The sequence below is a fragment of the Streptomyces celluloflavus genome (genome assembly GCA_000720995.1).
Classification (GTDB): Bacteria; Actinomycetota; Actinomycetes; order Streptomycetales; family Streptomycetaceae; genus Streptomyces; species Streptomyces celluloflavus.
On the sequence record JOEL01000040.1, the window covers coordinates 30,161 to 48,907 of the forward strand.

Annotated in this window: 16 protein-coding genes; 7 read left to right on the forward strand and 9 right to left on the reverse strand. The window is 72.6% G+C overall.

Annotated elements, in window-relative coordinates; translation table 11 throughout:
* Window positions 1-96: 96 nt before the first annotated feature.
* The 6 genes from cobT to IH09_RS27755 form a co-directional block, all read right to left on the reverse strand.
* Window positions 97-1,143: a nicotinate-nucleotide--dimethylbenzimidazole phosphoribosyltransferase gene (cobT, locus tag IH09_RS27730; protein WP_052860232.1), complete on the reverse strand. Its 1,047-nt coding sequence runs from the start codon at window positions 1,141-1,143 to the stop codon at window positions 97-99.
* 91 nt (window positions 1,144-1,234) lie between these two features.
* Window positions 1,235-2,053, reverse strand: coding sequence for a class I SAM-dependent methyltransferase (locus tag IH09_RS27735; protein ID WP_318279571.1), 819 nt, complete (start codon window positions 2,051-2,053; stop codon window positions 1,235-1,237).
* 62 nt (window positions 2,054-2,115) lie between these two features.
* The gene (locus tag IH09_RS27740) at window positions 2,116-3,432 is read right to left on the reverse strand and encodes a bifunctional adenosylcobinamide kinase/adenosylcobinamide-phosphate guanylyltransferase (RefSeq protein WP_052860233.1); all 1,317 of its coding nucleotides are present in this window, start codon (window positions 3,430-3,432) and stop codon (window positions 2,116-2,118) included.
* A 102-nt stretch (window positions 3,433-3,534) separates the two neighbouring features.
* On the reverse strand, window positions 3,535-4,086 hold the full coding sequence (locus IH09_RS27745) for a hypothetical protein (protein WP_190233432.1): 552 nt from the start codon (window positions 4,084-4,086) through the stop codon (window positions 3,535-3,537).
* Window positions 4,087-4,096: 10 nt separating this feature from the next.
* On the reverse strand, window positions 4,097-5,692 hold the full coding sequence (locus IH09_RS27750; protein WP_052860235.1) for an alpha/beta hydrolase: 1,596 nt from the start codon (window positions 5,690-5,692) through the stop codon (window positions 4,097-4,099).
* A gap of 3 nt (window positions 5,693-5,695) precedes the next feature.
* A complete protein-coding gene (locus IH09_RS27755) occupies window positions 5,696-6,304 on the reverse strand; it encodes a type VII secretion target (RefSeq protein WP_052860236.1) in 609 nt (202 codons plus the stop codon).
* A gap of 256 nt (window positions 6,305-6,560) precedes the next feature.
* Between IH09_RS27755 and IH09_RS27760 the strand changes: the two genes are divergently transcribed.
* A complete protein-coding gene (locus tag IH09_RS27760) occupies window positions 6,561-6,773 on the forward strand; it encodes a hypothetical protein (protein WP_052860237.1) in 213 nt (70 codons plus the stop codon).
* A 103-nt stretch (window positions 6,774-6,876) separates the two neighbouring features.
* Here IH09_RS27760 and IH09_RS27765 read toward each other — a convergent pair whose 3' ends face one another.
* From IH09_RS27765 to IH09_RS27775, 3 genes are all read right to left on the reverse strand, one after another.
* Window positions 6,877-8,817 carry an ABC transporter ATP-binding protein gene (locus IH09_RS27765; RefSeq protein ID WP_110952631.1) on the reverse strand — a complete coding sequence of 647 codons (1,941 nt, stop codon included), beginning with the start codon at window positions 8,815-8,817 and terminating at the stop codon, window positions 6,877-6,879.
* A gap of 226 nt (window positions 8,818-9,043) precedes the next feature.
* On the reverse strand, window positions 9,044-9,751 hold the full coding sequence (locus tag IH09_RS27770) for a class I SAM-dependent methyltransferase (protein ID WP_052860238.1): 708 nt from the start codon (window positions 9,749-9,751) through the stop codon (window positions 9,044-9,046).
* An 86-nt stretch (window positions 9,752-9,837) separates the two neighbouring features.
* Complete coding sequence (locus tag IH09_RS27775) at window positions 9,838-10,434, reverse strand: DUF3043 domain-containing protein (RefSeq protein ID WP_052860241.1); 597 nt, start codon at window positions 10,432-10,434, stop codon at window positions 9,838-9,840.
* Between the two features lie 295 nt (window positions 10,435-10,729).
* Between IH09_RS27775 and IH09_RS27780 the strand changes: the two genes are divergently transcribed.
* From IH09_RS27780 to IH09_RS27805, 6 genes are all read left to right on the forward strand, one after another.
* Window positions 10,730-11,527, forward strand: a complete 798-nt coding sequence (locus IH09_RS27780; RefSeq protein WP_052860243.1) for a PspA/IM30 family protein — start codon at window positions 10,730-10,732, stop codon at window positions 11,525-11,527.
* 57 nt (window positions 11,528-11,584) lie between these two features.
* Window positions 11,585-11,863 carry a PspA-associated protein PspAA gene (gene pspAA, locus IH09_RS27785; protein ID WP_052860245.1) on the forward strand — a complete coding sequence of 93 codons (279 nt, stop codon included), beginning with the start codon at window positions 11,585-11,587 and terminating at the stop codon, window positions 11,861-11,863.
* Between the two features lie 119 nt (window positions 11,864-11,982).
* On the forward strand, window positions 11,983-13,263 hold the full coding sequence (locus IH09_RS27790; protein ID WP_244934328.1) for a sensor histidine kinase: 1,281 nt from the start codon (window positions 11,983-11,985) through the stop codon (window positions 13,261-13,263).
* Window positions 13,260-13,946 carry a response regulator gene (locus IH09_RS27795; RefSeq protein ID WP_052860247.1) on the forward strand — a complete coding sequence of 229 codons (687 nt, stop codon included), beginning with the start codon at window positions 13,260-13,262 and terminating at the stop codon, window positions 13,944-13,946. The genes IH09_RS27790 and IH09_RS27795 overlap by 4 nt, the downstream gene beginning before the upstream one ends.
* 163 nt (window positions 13,947-14,109) lie before the next feature.
* Window positions 14,110-17,268: an efflux RND transporter permease subunit gene (locus IH09_RS27800; protein WP_052860248.1), complete on the forward strand. Its 3,159-nt coding sequence runs from the start codon at window positions 14,110-14,112 to the stop codon at window positions 17,266-17,268.
* Window positions 17,269-17,539: 271 nt separating this feature from the next.
* The gene (locus tag IH09_RS27805) at window positions 17,540-18,643 is read left to right on the forward strand and encodes a methyltransferase domain-containing protein (RefSeq protein ID WP_052860249.1); all 1,104 of its coding nucleotides are present in this window, start codon (window positions 17,540-17,542) and stop codon (window positions 18,641-18,643) included.
* Window positions 18,644-18,747 lie beyond the last annotated feature (104 nt).

Below are 18,747 nucleotides of genomic sequence, written 5' to 3' on the forward strand. Positions count from 1 at the left end.
CCTGTGGGCGCCGCTGACGGACCGGAATGTGCGTGACGTGTGCGCGCTCTTCCGGCCGCCGTGAACCGGCGGCCGGCCGTTCGGGTCCGGCGCCGCTCAGTCGCGTACGGGCAGTTCTGCCGACAGGGCCGCGGCTGCCCGCACCAACGGCAGAGCCAGCAGCGCCCCAGTCCCCTCACCGGCAGTGACGCCGTGATCGAGCAAAGGGTTGAGTGCGATCCGGTCCAGCGCCTTGCCCTGCGCCGGCTCCCCGCTCGCCTGCCCGGCCACCCACCAGTCCGGCGCCCGGAACGCCACCCGCTGCGCCACCAGCGCACAGGCCGCCGAGACCACCCCGTCCAGGATCACCGGCGTGCGGCGCACCGCGCTCTGCAACAGGAACCCGGTCATCGCGGTCAGATCGGCGCCGCCGCAGGTGGCCAGCAGCGCCAGCTGGTCGCCGAGGACCGGCCGGGCCCGCCGCAGCGCGTCCCGGATCGCCGCGCACTTGCGCATCCAGGCCAGATCGTCGATGCCCGCCCCGCCCCGCCCGGTGACGACCGAGGCGTCCGTCCCGCACAGCGCGGCGATCAGCGTGCTCGCGGCGGTGGTGCCGCCGACGCTCAGATCGCCCAGCACGACGAGGTCCGTACCGGCGTCGGCCTCCTCGTCCGCGATCGTCATCCCGGCCCGGAACGCCGCCTCGGCCTCCTCGGGCGTCAGCGCGTCCTCGATGTCGATCCGCCCGCTGCCGCGCCGCACCCGGTGCCGGGTGACCTCCTCGGGCAGCTCCGCCGGATCGCAGTCCACCGCCATGTCCACCACCCGGACCGGTGCCCCGGCGCCGCGGGCCAGCACGGCGGCCGGGCTCACCCCGTCCAGTACGGCCCGGACGAGATCCTTGGTGCCGCCGGCCGGACGCGCCGAGACGCCCAGCTCCGCCACCCCGTGATCGCCCGCGAACAGCAGCACCCGCGGGTGCGCGAGGGGCCGCACCGGTACCTGCTGCTGGACGGCGGCCAGCCACCCGCCCAGCTCGTCGAGCCGGCCGAGGGCGCCCGGCCGCACGGTCAGCCGCGCCCGCCGTTCCTCGGCGTCACGGCGTGCGGCGCTGTCGGGGCGCTCGATCAGTGGGGCGAAGTCATCGAGGTTCAGGGCGCTCATTCGGCGCAGATTACCGGCAACGGACCGCGGGCGACGCGCCCGGCGGCCGATGACCGCGCACCGGGGCCGCCGGGACGCCCCGGCCACCCGCTCATGGACCGGCGAACCGCACCTCGCACACCAACGGCAGCAGCGCGCGCAGAACCGGGACCCGGTGCCGGTACGCCGCCGGCCGCCGCAGGGAAGCGGCGGGGAGCCGCGCCGGGGGCAAGGGCAGTTCGCGGACCGCGACGATGCCCGGGTGCGCGCTCGCCACCCGCGGCAGCTCGGCGCGGTCCAGGCTCCAGCGCACCGGGGCGGCCCACCGGCCGCCGGCCAGCGCACCGCACCGGCGGGCCAGCGCGGCGCTCCGGCGCGGCAGCACGTCGAAGACCAGCGCCCCGCCCGGAAACCGCTCCGCACAGGCCGCCAGCAGCGCCCGTACCTCGGGCGGCGGCAGCCGCATCAGGACCCCCGCCGCCGTGACGACGACCCCGCGCCGCGGCTCCGGTACCGCGTCCAGCCAGCCGTGATCGGCCGCGGCGCGGGCGACCGTACGCCGCCGGGGGCCGTCCGGCAGCAGTATCCGGCGCACCGCGGCGGTCTCCGGCGGCGCCACCGTCAGCCAGGTCAGCCGCCCGTTGTCCAGCCGCCAGAACCCGGTCCCCAGCCCCTCCCCGAGCGCGACCACGGTCGCCTCCGGGCGCCGGTCCAGATAGCGGCGCACGGCCGCCTCGGCACACCGGCCGCGCGGGCCCGGCTCCCGCGGGCCGCGGGCGTCGTACGGGGCGGGACGGGAGCGGACGGCGCCCGGCCCCGGCACCCGGGTGGGGCCGCCACCCGGTGCGGGCACCGGCCCCACAGGGACGGCCGGCGCCGGGTGGCCCGCCGCGCCCGGCGGTTCGGATTCGGTCAGCTCGGATTCGGTCACGGTCCAAGAGCACCCGCCGCCACGCCCCCGGGCAAGCGGACACGGGCACCGTCCGGCCGCCGTCAGCCACGCAGCGCAAGCGCCTGGCCCGCGACGACCAGCAGCAGCTGCTCGCACTCGGCGCCGAACGCGGCGTTCAGCCGGCCCAGTTCGTCCCGGAAACGGCGGCCCGACGCGGTCGCCGGGACGACTCCGGAGCCGACCTCGTTGCTCACCGCGACCACCGTGCGGCGGGTCGCCCGGACGGCCGCGACCAGGGCGTCGGTCCGCTCCCGCAGCGCCTGCCGCCCGCCCGCCTCCCATGTCGCGTCGTCCCAGGCCCCGACCTCGTCCATGGCGTGCGTCAGCCACAGCGCCAGACAGTCGATGAGCAGCGGCGCCGCGCCGGGCTTCCGGCCGGTACCGGTGCCGGGGCCGGGGACCGCGCCGAGGTCTGTCCCGCCGCCCGCCCCGGCACCGTCGTCCAGCAGCAGCGGCACCAGATCGCAGGTCTCGGCGGTACGCCAGCTGCCGGGGCGCCGCTCACGGTGCAGCGTCACCCGCTGCGCCCACTCCGTGTCGCCCTCCCGGGTGCCGCCGGTCGCCACGTACAGCACGTCGGGGAAGGCCGTCAGCCGCCGCTCCGCCTCCGCCGACTTGCCGCTGCGCGCACCGCCCAGCACCAGCGTGCGGCGCGGCAGATCGGGCACCGCGTGGTACTCGCCGACCACCAGCGAGCTGCCGTCCGGCACCGCGCGGGCGCCCGCCGCGGCCAGTCTGCGGTGCAGCTCGGGGCCGGGCGGCACCTCGTGGTCGATGTGTACGGCGACCACATCCGTCGCCGCGTCGACCGCCCCGCCCGCCCGCAGCCGGGCCAGCGCGTCGGGGCGCGCCAGGACGTCCAGCAGCACCAGGTCGTACGGGCCGCCGCCCGCCCCGTGGGCATCGCCGCGGCCCGCCGTGGTGCCGTTCCCCTCACCGAGGCCGGCCGGGGCCGCGCCGGGCGGCAGATAGAGCAGCCGCTCCCCGTCGGGGCCGCCGATCTCGTAGCCGGTGCCCGGGACGTCCACCGCGACGGCCCGCACCCGGTGCCCGTCGAGCAGCGCCAGCTCCCGCCCGTCCGCGACCCGGCCCGGCTGCGGCAGCCCGGCCGGCACCTCCAGCGCGGGCCCGTCGTGCGGATGCGAGAGCAGCACCTGTCGTACGGCGGTGAGCGACTGACCGGCGCGGGCCGCCGCGAAGGCGGGGCCCGGCGTCAGATCGATGAGCAGCGCGCCGTCGACGAGCAGCGCGGTCGCCGCCCGCGCCTCGCCGCCGACGGCACGGGCACAGACGGCACACGGACAGCCGGGGCGCGGCAGCCCCCGCGGGGCCCCGGTGCCGAGGAGAGTGAGTTCCACCTGCCGAGTTTCTCGCGTCCACGCCCGGCGGGCGCGCGGGGGGCCGCCCCGACACCGCCGTTGGACGGGCGGAACCGGACGGGTCCGGCCCCCTGGTACCCGTCAGAACTTCTGCTGCTTCGCCTCCGGGGGCAGGAAGCACGGGGTGCTGACGGACAGCCGGAGGGTGTTCGGGGGTTTGACGGTGTCGGCGATGAGGCTGAAGTTCTCTCCGTCGTGGCGGCCGTAGAGGGTGACCTCCGAGTTCTTCTCCTGGAAGCCGGTGATTTTCACGTCCGCGTGCTTTTCCAGTGCCGTCCGGAGTTTACGGACCGCCGGAATGTGCGCCGCCAGCGGAAGATCGGCGTACACGGTATAGGTCAGGGTGTACCGGCCGTCGTCGGCCACCTCGTCGTTTTTGCCGATGCATTCCTCGAAATCCGTGAAGGGGCCGAAGGTATGGCCTGTCTTCACCTCCGCGTAGTGCGCCATGGTCGAGGTGTACTGCTTCGCCCAGGTCAGGGATTCCGCACGGCTCTTACGCGGCAGCGGCTTGTTGGGGTCTTCGGATTTCTGGGGCATGCAGGCTCCGGCGTACAGGAGGACCGAGGCGGCCAAGGCGATCAGGATGGGGGTGAGGATTTTCTGCTTCACCCTGCGGGGAGATCCGCTCACGGATTGTCCTTCACATTTTGACGGGTGTGTGCAGTGATTCATCCGGCTGCCTGCCGGCGATGATTTTCCCTTGATTGGCGAGACTCTCACTGTTCTCGTCCCAATAGCCGCTGTGGCCGTGGGTATCGGTGATGAACCGGGTACCGCCGAAGACCTGGGTGTTCGGGTCGGGGCCGAGAGTCAGGCCCTGTGCGTTGCTGATGGGGTCGTCGTCGGCGAGCCCCGAGTAGAAGTGGCGCGGGTCGACGTGGAGATCGGACGCCTTGCCGACGGTCATCCCCGGACTGCCGACGACGGAAATGCTGTCGGCGTCGAGGCCGTTTCCCCCGGCGTCCGCGTCGCCCACGACAGTGGCGCCATAACTGTGTCCCAGCACCGTCATGTGCGCACGGTCCGGCCCCTCGTGCGAGGCCCGCAGACCGTGGGTGAAATCCCGCAGGTCCGGAGCCGCGGCGTCAGCCCGGCCCGTGCCGGCGACGGCGAGATTCGGGGCCTCGGCCACCGGAATCTCCGGCGCGTCGTAACCGAGCCAGTAGACCATCGAGGTGTTCGCCGAGGGATCGGCCCGCCCGGCCGACCTCTGAAGTTTGTCCATCCGCGCCAGCTGGCCGCCGGTCGAGTCCATCGTCGTGGCGGTGCCCGGCACCTGCACACCGACATTGTCGGCGGTGTCCGGATTTCCCATGGCGATGACGGTTTTGCCGTCCTCGAACCCGTCGAAATCGAGCAGATAGAGCTTCTTGTTTCCCGTCGCGCCGTCCCGTTTGTCGAGTTCGGCCTTCAGGACCTCAAGGTTGTGACGGTGTTCCGGAATGCCGGGGATGGACTGGTCGCTGCCGCTGACGAAGTTGAGTTCCTGGTCCAGCGCGAGCCGGTTCGCATCGTCGCGGACGGTGCTCGGGAGGCCGTTCGCCTTGCCGATCTGCTCCGGGTACATGGCCGCGTACTCCTGCCGCGACGCGTCGTCGAGGCCCTTCCACCAGTCGGCGGCGTCCTTGGGGTCCTCGGGGATCTGCGGCCCCTGGACGCCCAGGTCCTTCATGGCCTGCCGGCTGTCGGCGGCGGATTCCGCGGCCATGTGGGTGTTGGTGCGGTCCAGGATGTCGCCGCGCAGTTCCGACAGCGCCTTGTCGCCGTCGTCACTGGCCTGCCGCGCATCCAGCACCGCGGTGTCGACGGCCTCCTGAAAGTGCTTCATCCGGGCCAGCTTCTGCTGCGCGTCGGCCTCCGGCACGTCCACCTCGCAGAGGGCTTCCCCCACCGAGCCGGAGTCGTTGACCAGGAATCCCTCGGCTTCCGCGCTCCGCACGGCGTTGCGCAGATCCGTCTGCGCCTGCTCCATGCGGAAACGCACCGTGTCGATCGACTTCGCGAGGGTCATCGACTCGCGGCGGACCACGTGGATGCGCGTCTCGATGTCCTCCAGGAACGTCAGGGCGGCCTTGGCGTCGTCCCCCTCCCAGGAGGCGTGCAGCGGACCGGTCACCTTCGTACGGTGCCGGTCGAAGGCGCCGTCCATCGCCTGCGACACCTGCCGCCAGGAGTCGGCGGCGGCCGTCAGGTCCGCGAAGTCCTGCTTCAGCAGACGTGCGTAATCGGAAGCCATGACCTATCCAAAGGGGGTGTCGTCGGTACGTGCGCCGGCCGCCCGGCCCGGCATCGTACGGACCTCACCCGGGTCGTACACGGGCATCGCCGGCTTGGCGTGCAGCATCTCGTCCGTGCCGGGTGAGGGCGTACCGGGTGGCGGCGGCTGGTATTCGCCGACGTCCTCGCGTATCGAGTCGGTGTGCCCTGCACCGGGGCGCGGCAGTCCGGCGTGAACCGGTGGTGGCACCGCCTGTCCGGCCGTACCGGTATGCGGCATCCCGGCGCCGCCCGAGGCGGGGGCCGACATGATCACGCCCACCATGTCCCCGTCGAAGTCCTCGAAGTCCTGATCAACCATCTGCTCGTTCCACGCATGGTTGTCGGCGGTGTCGCGGAGATTGCCGGCGCCCTGCCGCAGGCGCTTGTGCAGACCGTCGAGGGCGGGCTGCCAGGTCTCACCGATCATGTGCAGGGCCGAGGCGACGGACCAGCCCTCGGCGGAACCGGCGGCCGTACGGGTCTCGGTGACGGCCTTGTCGCAGGGCTTCTCGATGTCTTCGGCGATGCCGTCCTGGGCGTGCGCCGATGCCCGCAGTTCGTCGGGCTGAACCGACAGGTTGTCCGACACTGAATGTGCTCTCCCCCGTAACTCTGTGCGAGGAAGACGTTATCAAGCCGCTTTCACCCCAGGTCCGGGCGTATCGCCCTGGCTTGCCGCATCCCTGGCGGGCGCACGGCCCACCGCCGGACGCGCCGATCTAAGCTGCGGATCAGCACAGCAGGCAGGACCCGGAAGCAAGGCTCGCAAACAGGACCGGGCGGGGCGCGGTGGACGCGGTCCGCGGTGGCCCTGACACGTACTCGGTGGGATCCAGGAGGCGGACATGGCGTGGACGTGGCGGTTCGAGAAGGCGGACGGTACGGAGACCGCACCCGCGGTGGAACCGGAGGAGTTCACCACACAGGGGGACGCGGAGTCCTGGATCGGTGAGGAGTGGCAGGGCCTGCTGGACGGCGGCGTGGACCAGGTCAGGCTCTTCGAGGACGGTACGGAGATCTACGCGGCCCCGATGAGCCTGCACGCCGAGGCGGGCTGAACCGGACGGTGAACGCGGCGCCCGCCGGCCCCGAATGGGTCGGCGGGCGCCGCGTTTTCCGGCACTGCGTTTTCCGGCGCTGCGCGGCGCCGCACCCGCACGGTCAGCCGGTCGCCGCCGGTCCGCCCCGGCCCGCCGCGGCCACCTCGCCACCGGCCGCCCTGGCGCCGGGCACGTCGGTACCGGGCCCGCCGCCGTCCGGCTCGTCACCCTCCGGCCCGCCGCCGGCCCGCCCGGGGCCGGGCACCCCCGTGTCACCGGCCGCCCCGCCCTCCGGTGCGGACGCCAGGAACTGCGTCGCCGCCAGCTCCCCGTACAGCGGATCGCCGGACACCAGCTCCGCGTGGGTGCCCACCGCCCGCACCAGGCCCGCCTCCATCACCACGATCCGGTCCGCGAGGGTCACCGTGGACAGCCGGTGCGCGACCACCAGCACCGTCGTGGACTCGGCCGCCCGCGCCACGGTCTCCCGCAGCGCCAGTTCGTTGACCGCGTCCAGCTGCGAGGTCGCCTCGTCCAGGAGCAGCAGCCGGGGCCTGCGCAGCAGCGCCCGCGCGATCGCCACCCGCTGCCGCTCACCGCCCGACAGCTTGCTGCCGCGGTGGCCCACCGGCGTCTGGAGCCCCTCCGGCAGCCGCGCCACCAGCCCGTCCAGCTTGGTCCGTGCCAGTACCTCGGCGATCTGCGCGTCGGTGGCGTCCGGCGCGGCGAAGACGAGGTTCTCGCGGAGTGTGCCGGCCAGTACGGGCGCGTCCTGCTCGACGAAGCCGATCGTCGCGCGCAGCCGGTCCAGGGGCCAGTTCCGGACATCTTCGCCGTCCACCAGCACCCGTCCGCCGGTCACCTCGTAGAACCGCTCGATCAGCCCGAAGACGGTGGTCTTGCCCGCGCCCGACGGGCCGACGAAGGCGGTCAGCCCGCCTCCGGGCACGGTGAAGCTGACGCCGTGGTGCACCGGCGCGAGCTCCGGGCCGTACCGGAACGACACGTTCTCGAACGCCACGCTCGCCGGGGGCCCCGCCACCGGAGTCGCTGCCGGCCCCGCCACCGGAGTCGCCGCTTCGCCGTCCGCCGGCTCCCCGCCCGTCGACTCCACCTCCAACTGCTCGGCCTCCGCCATCCGCGCGATGGCCGCCGACCCCACCTGGTACGCGGACGCCGCCTCCACCAGATGGGAGATCGGGTCGATCAGATAGAAGAGGTAGAGCAGGAACGCCACCAGGGTCGCGATGTCCACGGTGCCGGACGCCACTCGCGCCCCGCCCACCCCCAGCACCGCGAGGAACGACACCTGCACCGCGAGCCCGATCGAGGACATCGCGACCGACTGCCACTTCGCGGCCCGGACCCCGTGCCGCCACGCCTCGCGCGACGCCGCCTCGATGACGGCACCCTCCCGGGCCTCCGCCCCCGACGCCTTGACCGTGCGGAACGCCCCGAACGTCCGCTCCAGCGCCGCCGAGATCGCCCCCACCGACGCCTGCGCCTGCTGCGTCGCCTTCGAGATCCGCGGCAGCACCAGCCCCAGCGCGCTGCCGATCAGCACGATGACCCCGAGAGTGACGCCCAGCAGCACCGGGTCGAGCAGCGCCATCATCACGATCGCCCCCACCAGCGTCAGCGCACCGGTCGCCGCGGAGACCATCGACCGGGTGGTGACCGCGCGCAGCAGTGTGGTGTCCGAGGTGACCCGGGACATCAGATCGCCGGGCGGGACCCGCTCCACCGCCGGCATCCGCAGCCGCAGCAGCCGGCCGACGAGCTGCCGGCGGGCCACCAGCACCACCGATTCGGCGGTGCGCTCCAGGACGTACGCGCCGACCGACGAGATCGCGGTGCCCGCCACCACCAGCACCGTCAGCCCCACCAGCAGACCGGTGATCGACCCCTCGCCGCCGAGCCGCCCGACCAGCTCCTTCGCGGCCATCGGCTGGACGAGGCCGGTGAGCGTACCGATCAGGGTGAGGAGTCCGCCCAGCGCGATGGCGGCGCGGTGCGGCCGGATATGGCCGTAGAGGATCCGCCAGGTCCGGCGGAACGGCAGTTTCGGCCCGGCCTCGGGTGCGTCGGCTGCGGGCGCGTCGGTCCGCTCCGGGGTGCCGGGTGGCGCCGCCCCGGGCCGTGCGGTGTCGGGGGCTCCGCTCCCGGGCGGGGCTACAGGATCATGGCTCACACCGGACAGGACGCAGCCGGCGGCCGTTCACCTGACCGGAGAGCAGCCGGAATGCGCCGGAAATCCTCCCCGGCGCCGCGCCCGGCCGCGTCCGGTGTCAGCCGCGCACTCCGCACAGATGCAGCAGCGCCGCGACCGAGCGGTACGGGTCCGTCCGCCCCGCCCGTTCCTCGGCGGCCAGCAGCCCGGCCAGACCGTCGGGGGAGGGCGGCGCTTCGCCGTCGGCCGCGAGATCGGTGAAGACCCGCACGCCGTACCAGGTGGCCAGCGGTGCGCCGATGCCGGCGAGGGTGGACGTCAGTGCCGCCAGCCGGTCCGCACGTACGGGCCGTCCGATGCGGTTGGTGTACTCCGGCGAGTCGAAGGCCGCCAGCGCGGTGGCCCAGTCACCGGACAGCCCGGGGCGCATGGCCAGCGCGTCGGCGTTGCGCACGACCAGCGACAGCAGACCGCCGGGCGCCAGCACCCGCGCCAGCCCGGCCAGCATCGGGTCGGGCTCCGCCACGTACATCAGGACACCGTGGCACAGCACGATGTCGAAGGAGCCGGGCAGGAAGTGCGCACCGGTCTCCCGGCCGTCGCCGTCCATCAGCCGCACCCGGTCCTGGATGCCGGCGGGCTCCTCGGACAGCGCCGCGCGGGCGGCCGCCATCATCTGGGGATCGGACTCCAGCCCGGTGACCTCGTGGCCCGCCCTGGCCAGCCGCAGCGCCTGGGTGCCCTGGCCGAGGCCCACATCCAGCACCCGCAGCCGCTGCCCGACGGGGAACCGCCCGGCTATCTGCTCCTCGATCTGGCGGGCCACCAGCTCCTGGCGGACGGTGTTCCGCAGGCCGCCGAGGCCCTCCAGCCAGGCGCCGGCCGCGCCTCGGAAACCGGCCGGCGTGGTGCTCAGGGCCGCTCTCCGCGCTTGACCTGCGGCTTGGGCAGCCGCAGCCGTCGCATCTGGAGGGTGCGCATCACCGCGTATGCCTTGACGCCCTTGAGGTTCTCGTTCGGGAAGCGCTCGTTGAGCCGCTTGCCCAGCCGGATCCAGATGCCGATCGAGTCGAGCACGATCAGCACGATGATCGCGAGCCAGAGCAGCAGCGCGATGGTCTGGATCGACGGCACCCGGACCATGGTGAGCACCAGGATCACCACGGCCAGCGGCAGGAAGAACTCCGCCACGCACCAGCGTGAGTCGACGAAGTCGCGGGCGAACCGGCGGACCGGTCCCTTGTCACGTGCGGGCAGATAGCGCTCATCGCCACTGGCCATGGCCTCGCGCTGCTTGGCCATATCGGCACGGCGGGCCTCGCGCTGGGCCTTCGTCGCATCTTTGCGGTTGGTCGGGGTGTGCGCGCGTGCCCGGCGCTGCGACTGGGAGTCGCTGCGCTTGGGCGTCGGGCGGCCTTTGGGGGCCTGCGGGTCGCGGGGCTGCTGGGGCTGGTCCGCGGTCACCTTGGCGGTCGCGGCCTGCTCATCCTTCGAACGGCTTCGGAACACAAGACCCAAGGGTACGGGGTAGCCGGATCGTTCCCCCGGTCGGCGGGGGAACGATCCGGCAACGGCACGGGACCCTGACGGGGGTCGTACCAGGACAGACCGGACGTGACGGCGGTTTCTCCGGCCTCTCTACTCCCTGCGCCGGAGTGGACCGATCGCCTAGATCGTCCTCCAGGATGAGCGCATCGGGACCCGAACAGTGCGGTAATGGAACCAAGGCCCGTACTGTGGGGTCTGTAGATGTGCTGGAGCCTAAGCCCGATGTAACTCGGTCAGAAGGGGGCGCGCGAGGCCCATGAGCGGTGTCATGAAGCGGATGGGGATGATCTTCCGCGCGAAGGCCAACAAGGCCCTGGACCGGGCCGAGGACCCGCGCGAGACCCTCGATTACTCGTACCAGAAGCAGCTTGAGCTGCTTCAGAAGGTGCGTCGCGGCGTCGCCGACGTGGCGACGTCCCGCAAGCGCCTGGAGCTGCAGCTCAACCAGCTCCAGGGGCAGTCCAGCAAGCTGGAGGACCAGGGCCGCAAGGCGCTCTCGCTCGGCCGGGAGGACCTCGCCCGCGAGGCGCTGTCCCGCCGTAGCGCGCTGCAGCAGCAGGTCAACGACCTCCAGACGCAGCACCAGACGCTGCAGGGTGAGGAGGAGAAGCTCACCCTCGCCGCGCAGCGCCTCCAGGCCAAGGTCGACGCCTTCCGTACGAAGAAGGAGACGATCAAGGCCACGTACACCGCCGCCCAGGCGCAGACCCGGATCGGCGAGGCGTTCTCGGGAATCTCCGAGGAGATGGGCGACGTCGGGCTGGCCATCGAGCGGGCCGAGGACAAGACCGCGCAGATGCAGGCGCGGGCCGGCGCGATCGACGAACTGCTGGCCTCGGGTGCGCTGGACGACCCGACCGGTATGGCCAAGGACGACATCACCGCCGAGCTGGACCGGCTGTCCGGCGGCACCGATGTCGAGCTGGAGCTCCAGCGGATGAAGGCCGAGCTGGCGGGCGGTCCGTCCGCCGGCAAGCAGGCCATCGAGCCGGGGCAGGGCGGCCAGGCCCAGCCGGCGCAGCCGAACGACCAGCCGCGCTTCGACAAGAAGTGACGGTCCTCCGCGGATAACCTCGTAGAGATCGTCGGACCGGAACCAAGGGAGACCGTCGTGATCGTACGGATCATGGGGGAGGGCCAGGTGAAGCTGGACGATGCCCACTTCACCGAGCTCAACAAGCTGGACGACGAGCTGCTCGAAGAGATGGAGAGCGGCGATGAGGAAGGCTTCCGCCGGACCCTCGGCGGTCTGCTGGACGCGGTGCGCCGACTGGGCTCACCGCTTCCGGACGACGCCCTGGAACCCTCCGAACTGATCCTGCCGTCCCCGGACGCCAGCCTCGACGAGGTCCGGGACATGCTCAGCGACGACGGCCTGATCCCGGGCTGAGCGGCCCCGGCCGGTGCGCACCCCGCGGGGAGCGCACCGACCCGGTACCGCTCGCACTCCAGCACATGACGGACGACGCCCCGGCCCCCGATGGGACCGGGGCGTTACCGTTTGCTCTTGTGACCTCCCACGACCCCGGCCCGGAAGTGCCCCGCGCCGGCCGTTTCCGCTGGCACCAGACGCACCCGCTCGCGTTCGACGCCGTCCTGGCGGCGATCGCGCTCGCCGCGATCCTGTCCACCTCGGTGGCCGATCTGCACGGCTCGCAGGGTCCCCGGTTCGGGGTCCGTCCCCTCTCGGCCACGACCGCGTCGCTGGCCGCCGTCGCCTGCGCCGCCCTGGTGCTGCGCCGCCGGATGCCCCGCACGGTGCTGGCCGTCACCGGTGTGCTGACCATCGTCGAACTGATCGCTCAGGGCGGCGCACCGCGCGGCCCGGTCGTCGGCCCCACCGTGCTCGCGCTCTACACCCTGGCCGCCGTGACCGACCGGCCCACCACCTGGCGGATCGGCGCGCTGACCATGGTCGCGCTCACCGCCGCCGGGATGATCTTCGGGACCCACCCCTGGTACTCCCAGGAGAACCTCGCGATCTTCGCGTGGACGGGCATGGCCGCCGCCGCGGGCGACGCGGTACGCAGCCGGCGCGCCTATATCGACGCCATGCGCGAGCGCGCCGAACGCGCCGAACGCACCCGTGAGGAGGAGGCCGGGCGCCAGGTCGCCGAGGAGCGGCTGCGCATCGCCCGTGAGCTGCACGACGTCGTCGCCCACCACATCGCGCTGGTCAACGTCCAGGCCGGGGTGGCGTCGCACGTCATGGACAACCGCCCCGACCAGGCCAAGCAGGCGCTCGCGCACGTCCGCGAGGCGTCCCGTTCGGCGCTGGAGGAACTCCGCGCCACCGTCGGCCTGCTGCGCCAGTCCGACGACCCCACGGCGCCCACCGAACCCGCACCGGGGCTCGGCGTCCTGGACCAGCTCGTCGACGGGTTCGTCCGCGCCGGCCTCCCCGTCGACCTGGAGCTCCCGGAGCCGGCCGGTGCGCTGCCCGCCTCCGTGGACCTCACCGCCTACCGCGTGGTCCAGGAGGCGCTGACCAATGTGCACAAGCACGCGGGCGACGGCGCCCGTGCGACGGTGCGGATCGTCCGCACCGGATCCGGTCTGACGGTGACCGTCCAGGACGATGGCGCGGGCCCGGCCGGCGCGGACCGCCGCGGCGGCGCCGACGGGCCGGACGGCCGGCCCGCGCACGGCGGCGGCCACGGCCTGACCGGTATGCGCGAGCGGGTCCTCGCGCTGCGCGGCACGCTCGTGACGGGCCCGCGCGCGGCCGGCGGTTTCCAGGTGCTGGTCACCCTGCCACTTCAGTCCGTCCGTACGGGGGAGTCGATATGACGATCAAGGTGCTGCTCGCCGACGACCAGACGCTGCTGCGCAGCGCGTTCCGCATCCTGGTCGACTCGGAGCCGGACATGCGGGTGGTCGGCGAGGCGTGCGACGGCGCCCAGGCGTACGAGCTGGCCCGGTCCACCGGCGCCGATGTCGTCCTGATGGACATCCGGATGCCCGGGGTGGACGGCCTCGCCGCCACCCGCATGATCAGCCAGGACCCGCAGCTCACCGCGGTCCGGGTGGTCATCCTGACCACGTTCGAGGTGGACGACTACGTCGTGCAGTCGCTGCGGGCCGGGGCCAGCGGCTTCCTGGGCAAGGGCGCCGAGCCCGACGAACTGCTGAGCGCGATCCGGATCGCGGCGGCCGGTGAGGCGCTGCTCTCGCCGGTCGCGACCAAGGGTCTGATCACCAAGTTCCTCGCCCAGGGCGAGGGTGCGGACGGCGCCGGACCGGCCGGCCGCGGCGCCGAGCGGCTGGCGACGCTCACCGGCCGTGAGCGCGAGGTGCTGGTGCTGGTCGCCGGCGGCCTGTCCAACGACGAGATCGCCGAACAGCTGGCCGTCAGCCCGCTGACCGTCAAGACCCATGTGAACCGCGCGATGGCCAAACTCGGCGCCCGCGACCGGGCCCAATTGGTGGTCATTGCGTACGAAACCGGTCTCGTACGCCCACGGGTGCAGTGAGGGTGGAGGCCCCCGTACTCCGAACGCGGTACACGACCGGGCCGGAAACCGACTTGCGAGCGAGGAAATCGGGCCGGGGCATGACGGAGGGTGTAGGTGGGCCTGTGGAGGTGTTTCAGGCCCTCCGCCGACTTTTTTCAGATCAGAAGAGAGAACCCCACCCATGTCCTGGCTGTCCCGACTCAGCCTCGTACAACGGGGCCTGGTAGCGCTGATATCGGTCGTCGCGATCGCCTTCGGCGCCATCGCGATCCCGCAGCTCAAGCAGCAGCTCCTGCCGTCCATCGAACTTCCCATGGTGTCCGTGCTGGCGCCGTATCAGGGCGCCTCGCCCGATGTCGTGGAGAAGCAGGTGATCGAGCCGCTGGAGGACGGAATCCAGGCGGTCGACGGCATCAAGGGCGTCACCTCGACGGCGAGCGAGGGCTCGGCCGTCATCATGGCGCAGTTCGACTTCGGCAACGACTCCAAGCGCCTGGTCGCCGACGTCCAGCAGGCGGTGAACCGCGCCCGCGCGAAGCTGCCCAAGGAGGTCGACCCGCAGGTCGTGGCCGGCTCGACGGACGACATTCCCACCGTCGTCCTCGCCGTCTCCGCCACGGACAAGGACCAGCAGACCCTCGCCGACCAGCTGCGCCGCAGCGTCGTACCGGACCTGAAGAACATCGACGGCGTCGGCCAGGTCACGGTGAGCGGCGTCCAGGACCGGATCGTCGCGGTCACCCCCGATGACGCGAAGCTCGCGGCCGCCGGACTCTCCCCGGCCGCGCTCGGCCAGGCGCTGGAGGCGGGCGGCACGTCCGTGCCCGCCGGATCGTTCGCCGAGCACGGGCAGAGCAAGACCGTCCAGGTCGGCGCCGGCTACACCTCCGTGCGGCAGGTCCAGGACCTGATGGTCGCCCCGGCGGCGGGCGGCGCGGGCGGCGGCCAGGCGGCCAAGCCGGTCCGGCTCGGTGACGTGGCCACCGTCAAGGAGACGGCGGCCACCCCGGCCTCCATCACCCGCACCAACGGCAAGCCCAGCCTCGCCGTCACGGTGACGATGGACCGGGACGGCAGCGCCGTCGCCATCTCCGACGCGGTCAAGGACAAGCTGCCCAAGATCCGCCAGGACCTCGGCAAGGGCACCGCCCTCACGGTCGTCTCCGACCAGGGCCCGGCCGTCTCCAAGTCGATCGAGTCGCTGACCACCGAGGGTCTGCTCGGCCTGGTCATGGCCGTGATCGTGATCCTGGTCTTCCTGCTGAGCCTGCGCTCGACACTGGTGACCGCGGTCTCCATTCCGCTGTCCGTCGTCCTCACCCTGATCGTGCTGTGGACCACGGACCTCTCCCTCAACATGCTCACCCTCGGCGCGCTGACCATCGCCATCGGCCGCGTCGTGGACGACTCCATCGTCGTCCTGGAGAACATCAAACGGCACCTGGGCTACGGCGAGGAGCGCCGCGAGGCCATTCTCACCGCGGTCCGCGAGGTCTCCGGAGCGATCACCTCCTCCACCCTGACCACCGTCGCCGTCTTCCTCCCCATCGGCGTCGTCGGCGGCATGGTCGGTGCCCTCTTCGGCTCCTTCTCGCTGACCGTCACCGTCGCCCTGCTCGCCTCCCTCATCGTGTCGCTGACGGTCGTGCCGGTGCTCTCGTACTGGTTCCTGCGCGCCCCGGAGATCCCCGAGGGCGCCGACCCGGAGCAGCTGCGCCGCGAGGCCGAGGAGAAGGAGACCCACAGCGCGCTGCAGCGGCTGTACGTCCCGGTGCTGCAGTTCGCGACCCGCCGCCGGGTCACCAGCGTGGTGATCGCCGTCGTCATCCTGCTCGGCACCTTCGGCATGGGCCCCCTGCTCAAGACCAACCTCTTCGACCAGGGCTCCCAGGACACCCTGAGCATCAAGCAGGAACTGAAGCCCGGCACCAGCCTGGGCGCCGCCGACGCGCAGGCCAAGAAGGTCGAGACGCTGCTCGCCGGCACGGCCGCGGTCCAGGACTACCAGGTCACCGTCGGCTCCTCCGGCTTCATGGCGGCCTTCGGCGGCGGCACCGGCGCCAACCAGGCGTCCTACCAGGTCAAGCTGAAGGACGCCAAGGACTCCGACAAGGTCACCGAAGAGCTGCGGACCGGACTCCACAAGCTCGGCACGGGCATCGGCGAGACCACCGTCACCGCGGGCGGCGGCGGTTTCGGCAGCCAGAACCTGAGCGTGGTCGTCAAGGCCGGTGACGCGAACGTCCTCAAGACGGCCTCGGAACAGGTCCGCAAGGCCGTCGCGGGCCTCGACCACGTCACCGACGTACAGAGCGACCTGGCGCAGAGCGTGCCGCGGATCTCCGTCACGCCCAACGACAAGGCCGCGGCGGCCGGTTACAACCAGGCCACCCTCGGCGCCACGGTCGCCCAGGCGGTGCGCGGCACCACCAGCGGCAAGGTGCTGCTGGACGACACCGAGCGCGATCTCGTCGTCACCTCGGCCCACCCGGCCACCAGCGAGGCCGAGTTGAAGGCGCTGACCGTGCCGACCCCGGCCGGCACGGTCAAGCTCGGCGACATCGCCACCGTCCGGACCGTCCCCGGCCCGGTCCAGATGACCCGGATCGACGGGGCGCGGTCCGCGACGATCACGGCCAAGCCGACCGGCGACAACACCGGCGCGGTCACCGCCGACCTCCAGAGCAAGATCAAGTCGCTGAAGCTGCCGGCCGGCGCGACCGCGGAGATCGGCGGCGTCTCGCAGGACCAGAACGACGCGTTCTCCTCGCTCGGCCTGGCCATGCTCGCCGCCATCGCCATCGTCTTCATGCTCCTGGTCGCGACCTTCAAGTCCCTGATCCAGCCGCTGATCCTGCTCGTCTCGATCCCGTTCGCGGCGACCGGCGCGATCGGCCTGCTGGTCGTCACCGGCACCCCGCTGGGCGTCCCGGCGATGATCGGCATGCTGATGCTGATCGGCATCGTGGTCACCAACGCCATCGTGCTGATCGACCTGATCAACCAGTACCGGGCGCAGGGCTACGGCGTGGTGGAGGCCGTCATCGAGGGCGGCCGGCACCGGCTGCGCCCGATCCTGATGACCGCCCTGGCCACGATCATGGCGCTGCTCCCGATGGCGCTGTCCATCACCGGTGACGGCGGTTTCATCTCCCAGCCGCTCGCGGTGGTCGTGATCGGCGGTCTGATCACCTCGACCCTGCTCACCCTGCTCCTCGTCCCGACGCTCTACGCGGTGATCGAACTCCGCAAGGAACGCCGGGCGAAGAAGAAGGCGGCCAAGGGCCTGGGGGCGCAGCCGGCGGAAGCCGACCGCGCGCCGGAGCCGGCGGGCGTCTGACGCCGGTCCGTCCGATGCAGAAACGATGCCCCCGTGAGCGTGTGCTTGCGGGGGCATCGCGCTGGGCATGCCCGCTCCGGACACGGCACGGCGGGCGCCCGGCGCCCGGCCACGGCCGACGCTCAAGACCACCAACGGAGGGGCTGTTCATGGGGAAGCACGGTGACGGCAAGGGCGGCGCGGACGGCGACAAGCAGCAGAGCCCGAAGGAGTCCGACGGCCGGTGGACCAAGCCGGTGACCAACCCGCCCAAGAAGTAGGGAGCGACGCCATGTCCTCGCCGAGCCGGCTGGTGGAGATCCTGCGCAACAAGGGCGCCCTGGCGCCGGAGTGGGCGCCGACCGTGGCGGCGGTCGACCGCGCCCGCTTCGTACCCGACACGTTCGAGGTGGGCGACCGTACCGTCTCCCGGTCCGCGGACGAGGCGGAGTGGCGCCGCATGGTTTACGCCGACCTGCCGCTCATCACCCAGCACAACGACGGTGACGCCACGGACGGCCGGGTCGCCTTCCCCACCTGTGCGACGTCGATGCCCTCCCTCATGCTCGCCATGGCCGCGATCGTCCGGGACGGCGACGCGGTACTGGAGATCGGGACGGGCACCGGCTACCACTCCGCGTGGCTCGCGCACCGGCTCGGCGAGGACCGCATCACCACGATCGAAACCGACAAGGCGCTGTACGACATCGCCCGGCACAACCTGCGCCGCGCCGGATTCCGCCCGCACACGGTGTGCGGCGACGGCCTGGCGGGCGTTCCCGGACGGGCGCCCTACGACCGCACCATCGCCACCTGCACGGTCCGCGACATCCCGTACGCCTGGGTGGCGCAGAGCGCCCAGGGGGGCACCATCCTCACCCCCTGGGGCTCGTCCTTCCACTCCTACTCGTTCGCGACCCTGACCGTCCGCGACAGGCGGGCCACCGGCCGCTTCTCCGGCCGCCCGGCCTTCATGTGGGCGCGCCAGCAGCGCCGCTCCTACGGCCGCATCCGGGACTGGTACCACGGTGAGCGGGGCGACCTCGCGACGACCACGATCGACCCGCGGATCCTGGAGGAGGACCACCACGCCCGCTTCGCCGTCGGACTGCGGGTCCGGGACGCCTGGCCGCTGCTGAGCCCCGCCGACGACGGCAGCGACGAGGCCACCTACTGGCTCTTCGACGACGCCCGCACCTCCTGGGCCACCGTCGAGTACGTCCCCGGCCGCGACCGCTACGAGACGGAACAGCACGGCCCCCGCCGCCTCTGGGACGAGGTGGCCGCCGCCTACCGCGCCTGGACCGACGCGGGCAGCCCGCCGCGCGACCGCTACGGCATCACCGTCACCGCGGACGGCCAGCGCGTATGGCTGGACGACCCGCCGCGGAGCTGACCGCGGATCCCGGCACGCCGCCGGGCCCGGACCGGCCCGTCCCGGCGGCGCGCCGGTGCACCGCTCGCCGTCATCCCGGCGCCACGCCGAAAAGGGGCCGGGGC

Coding starts and splice junctions, on each gene's coding strand:
- cobT (WP_052860232.1), bottom strand. CDS start 1,143: ATGAGCGCCCTGAACCTCGATGACTTCGCCCCACTGATCGAGCGCCCC.
- IH09_RS27750 (WP_052860235.1), bottom strand. CDS start 5,692: ATGGCTTCCGATTACGCACGTCTGCTGAAGCAGGACTTCGCGGACCTG.
- IH09_RS27760 (WP_052860237.1), top strand. CDS start 6,561: ATGGCGTGGACGTGGCGGTTCGAGAAGGCGGACGGTACGGAGACCGCA.
- IH09_RS27780 (WP_052860243.1), top strand. CDS start 10,730: ATGAGCGGTGTCATGAAGCGGATGGGGATGATCTTCCGCGCGAAGGCC.
- IH09_RS27795 (WP_052860247.1), top strand. CDS start 13,260: ATGACGATCAAGGTGCTGCTCGCCGACGACCAGACGCTGCTGCGCAGC.
- IH09_RS27800 (WP_052860248.1), top strand. CDS start 14,110: ATGTCCTGGCTGTCCCGACTCAGCCTCGTACAACGGGGCCTGGTAGCG.
- IH09_RS27805 (WP_052860249.1), top strand. CDS start 17,540: ATGTCCTCGCCGAGCCGGCTGGTGGAGATCCTGCGCAACAAGGGCGCC.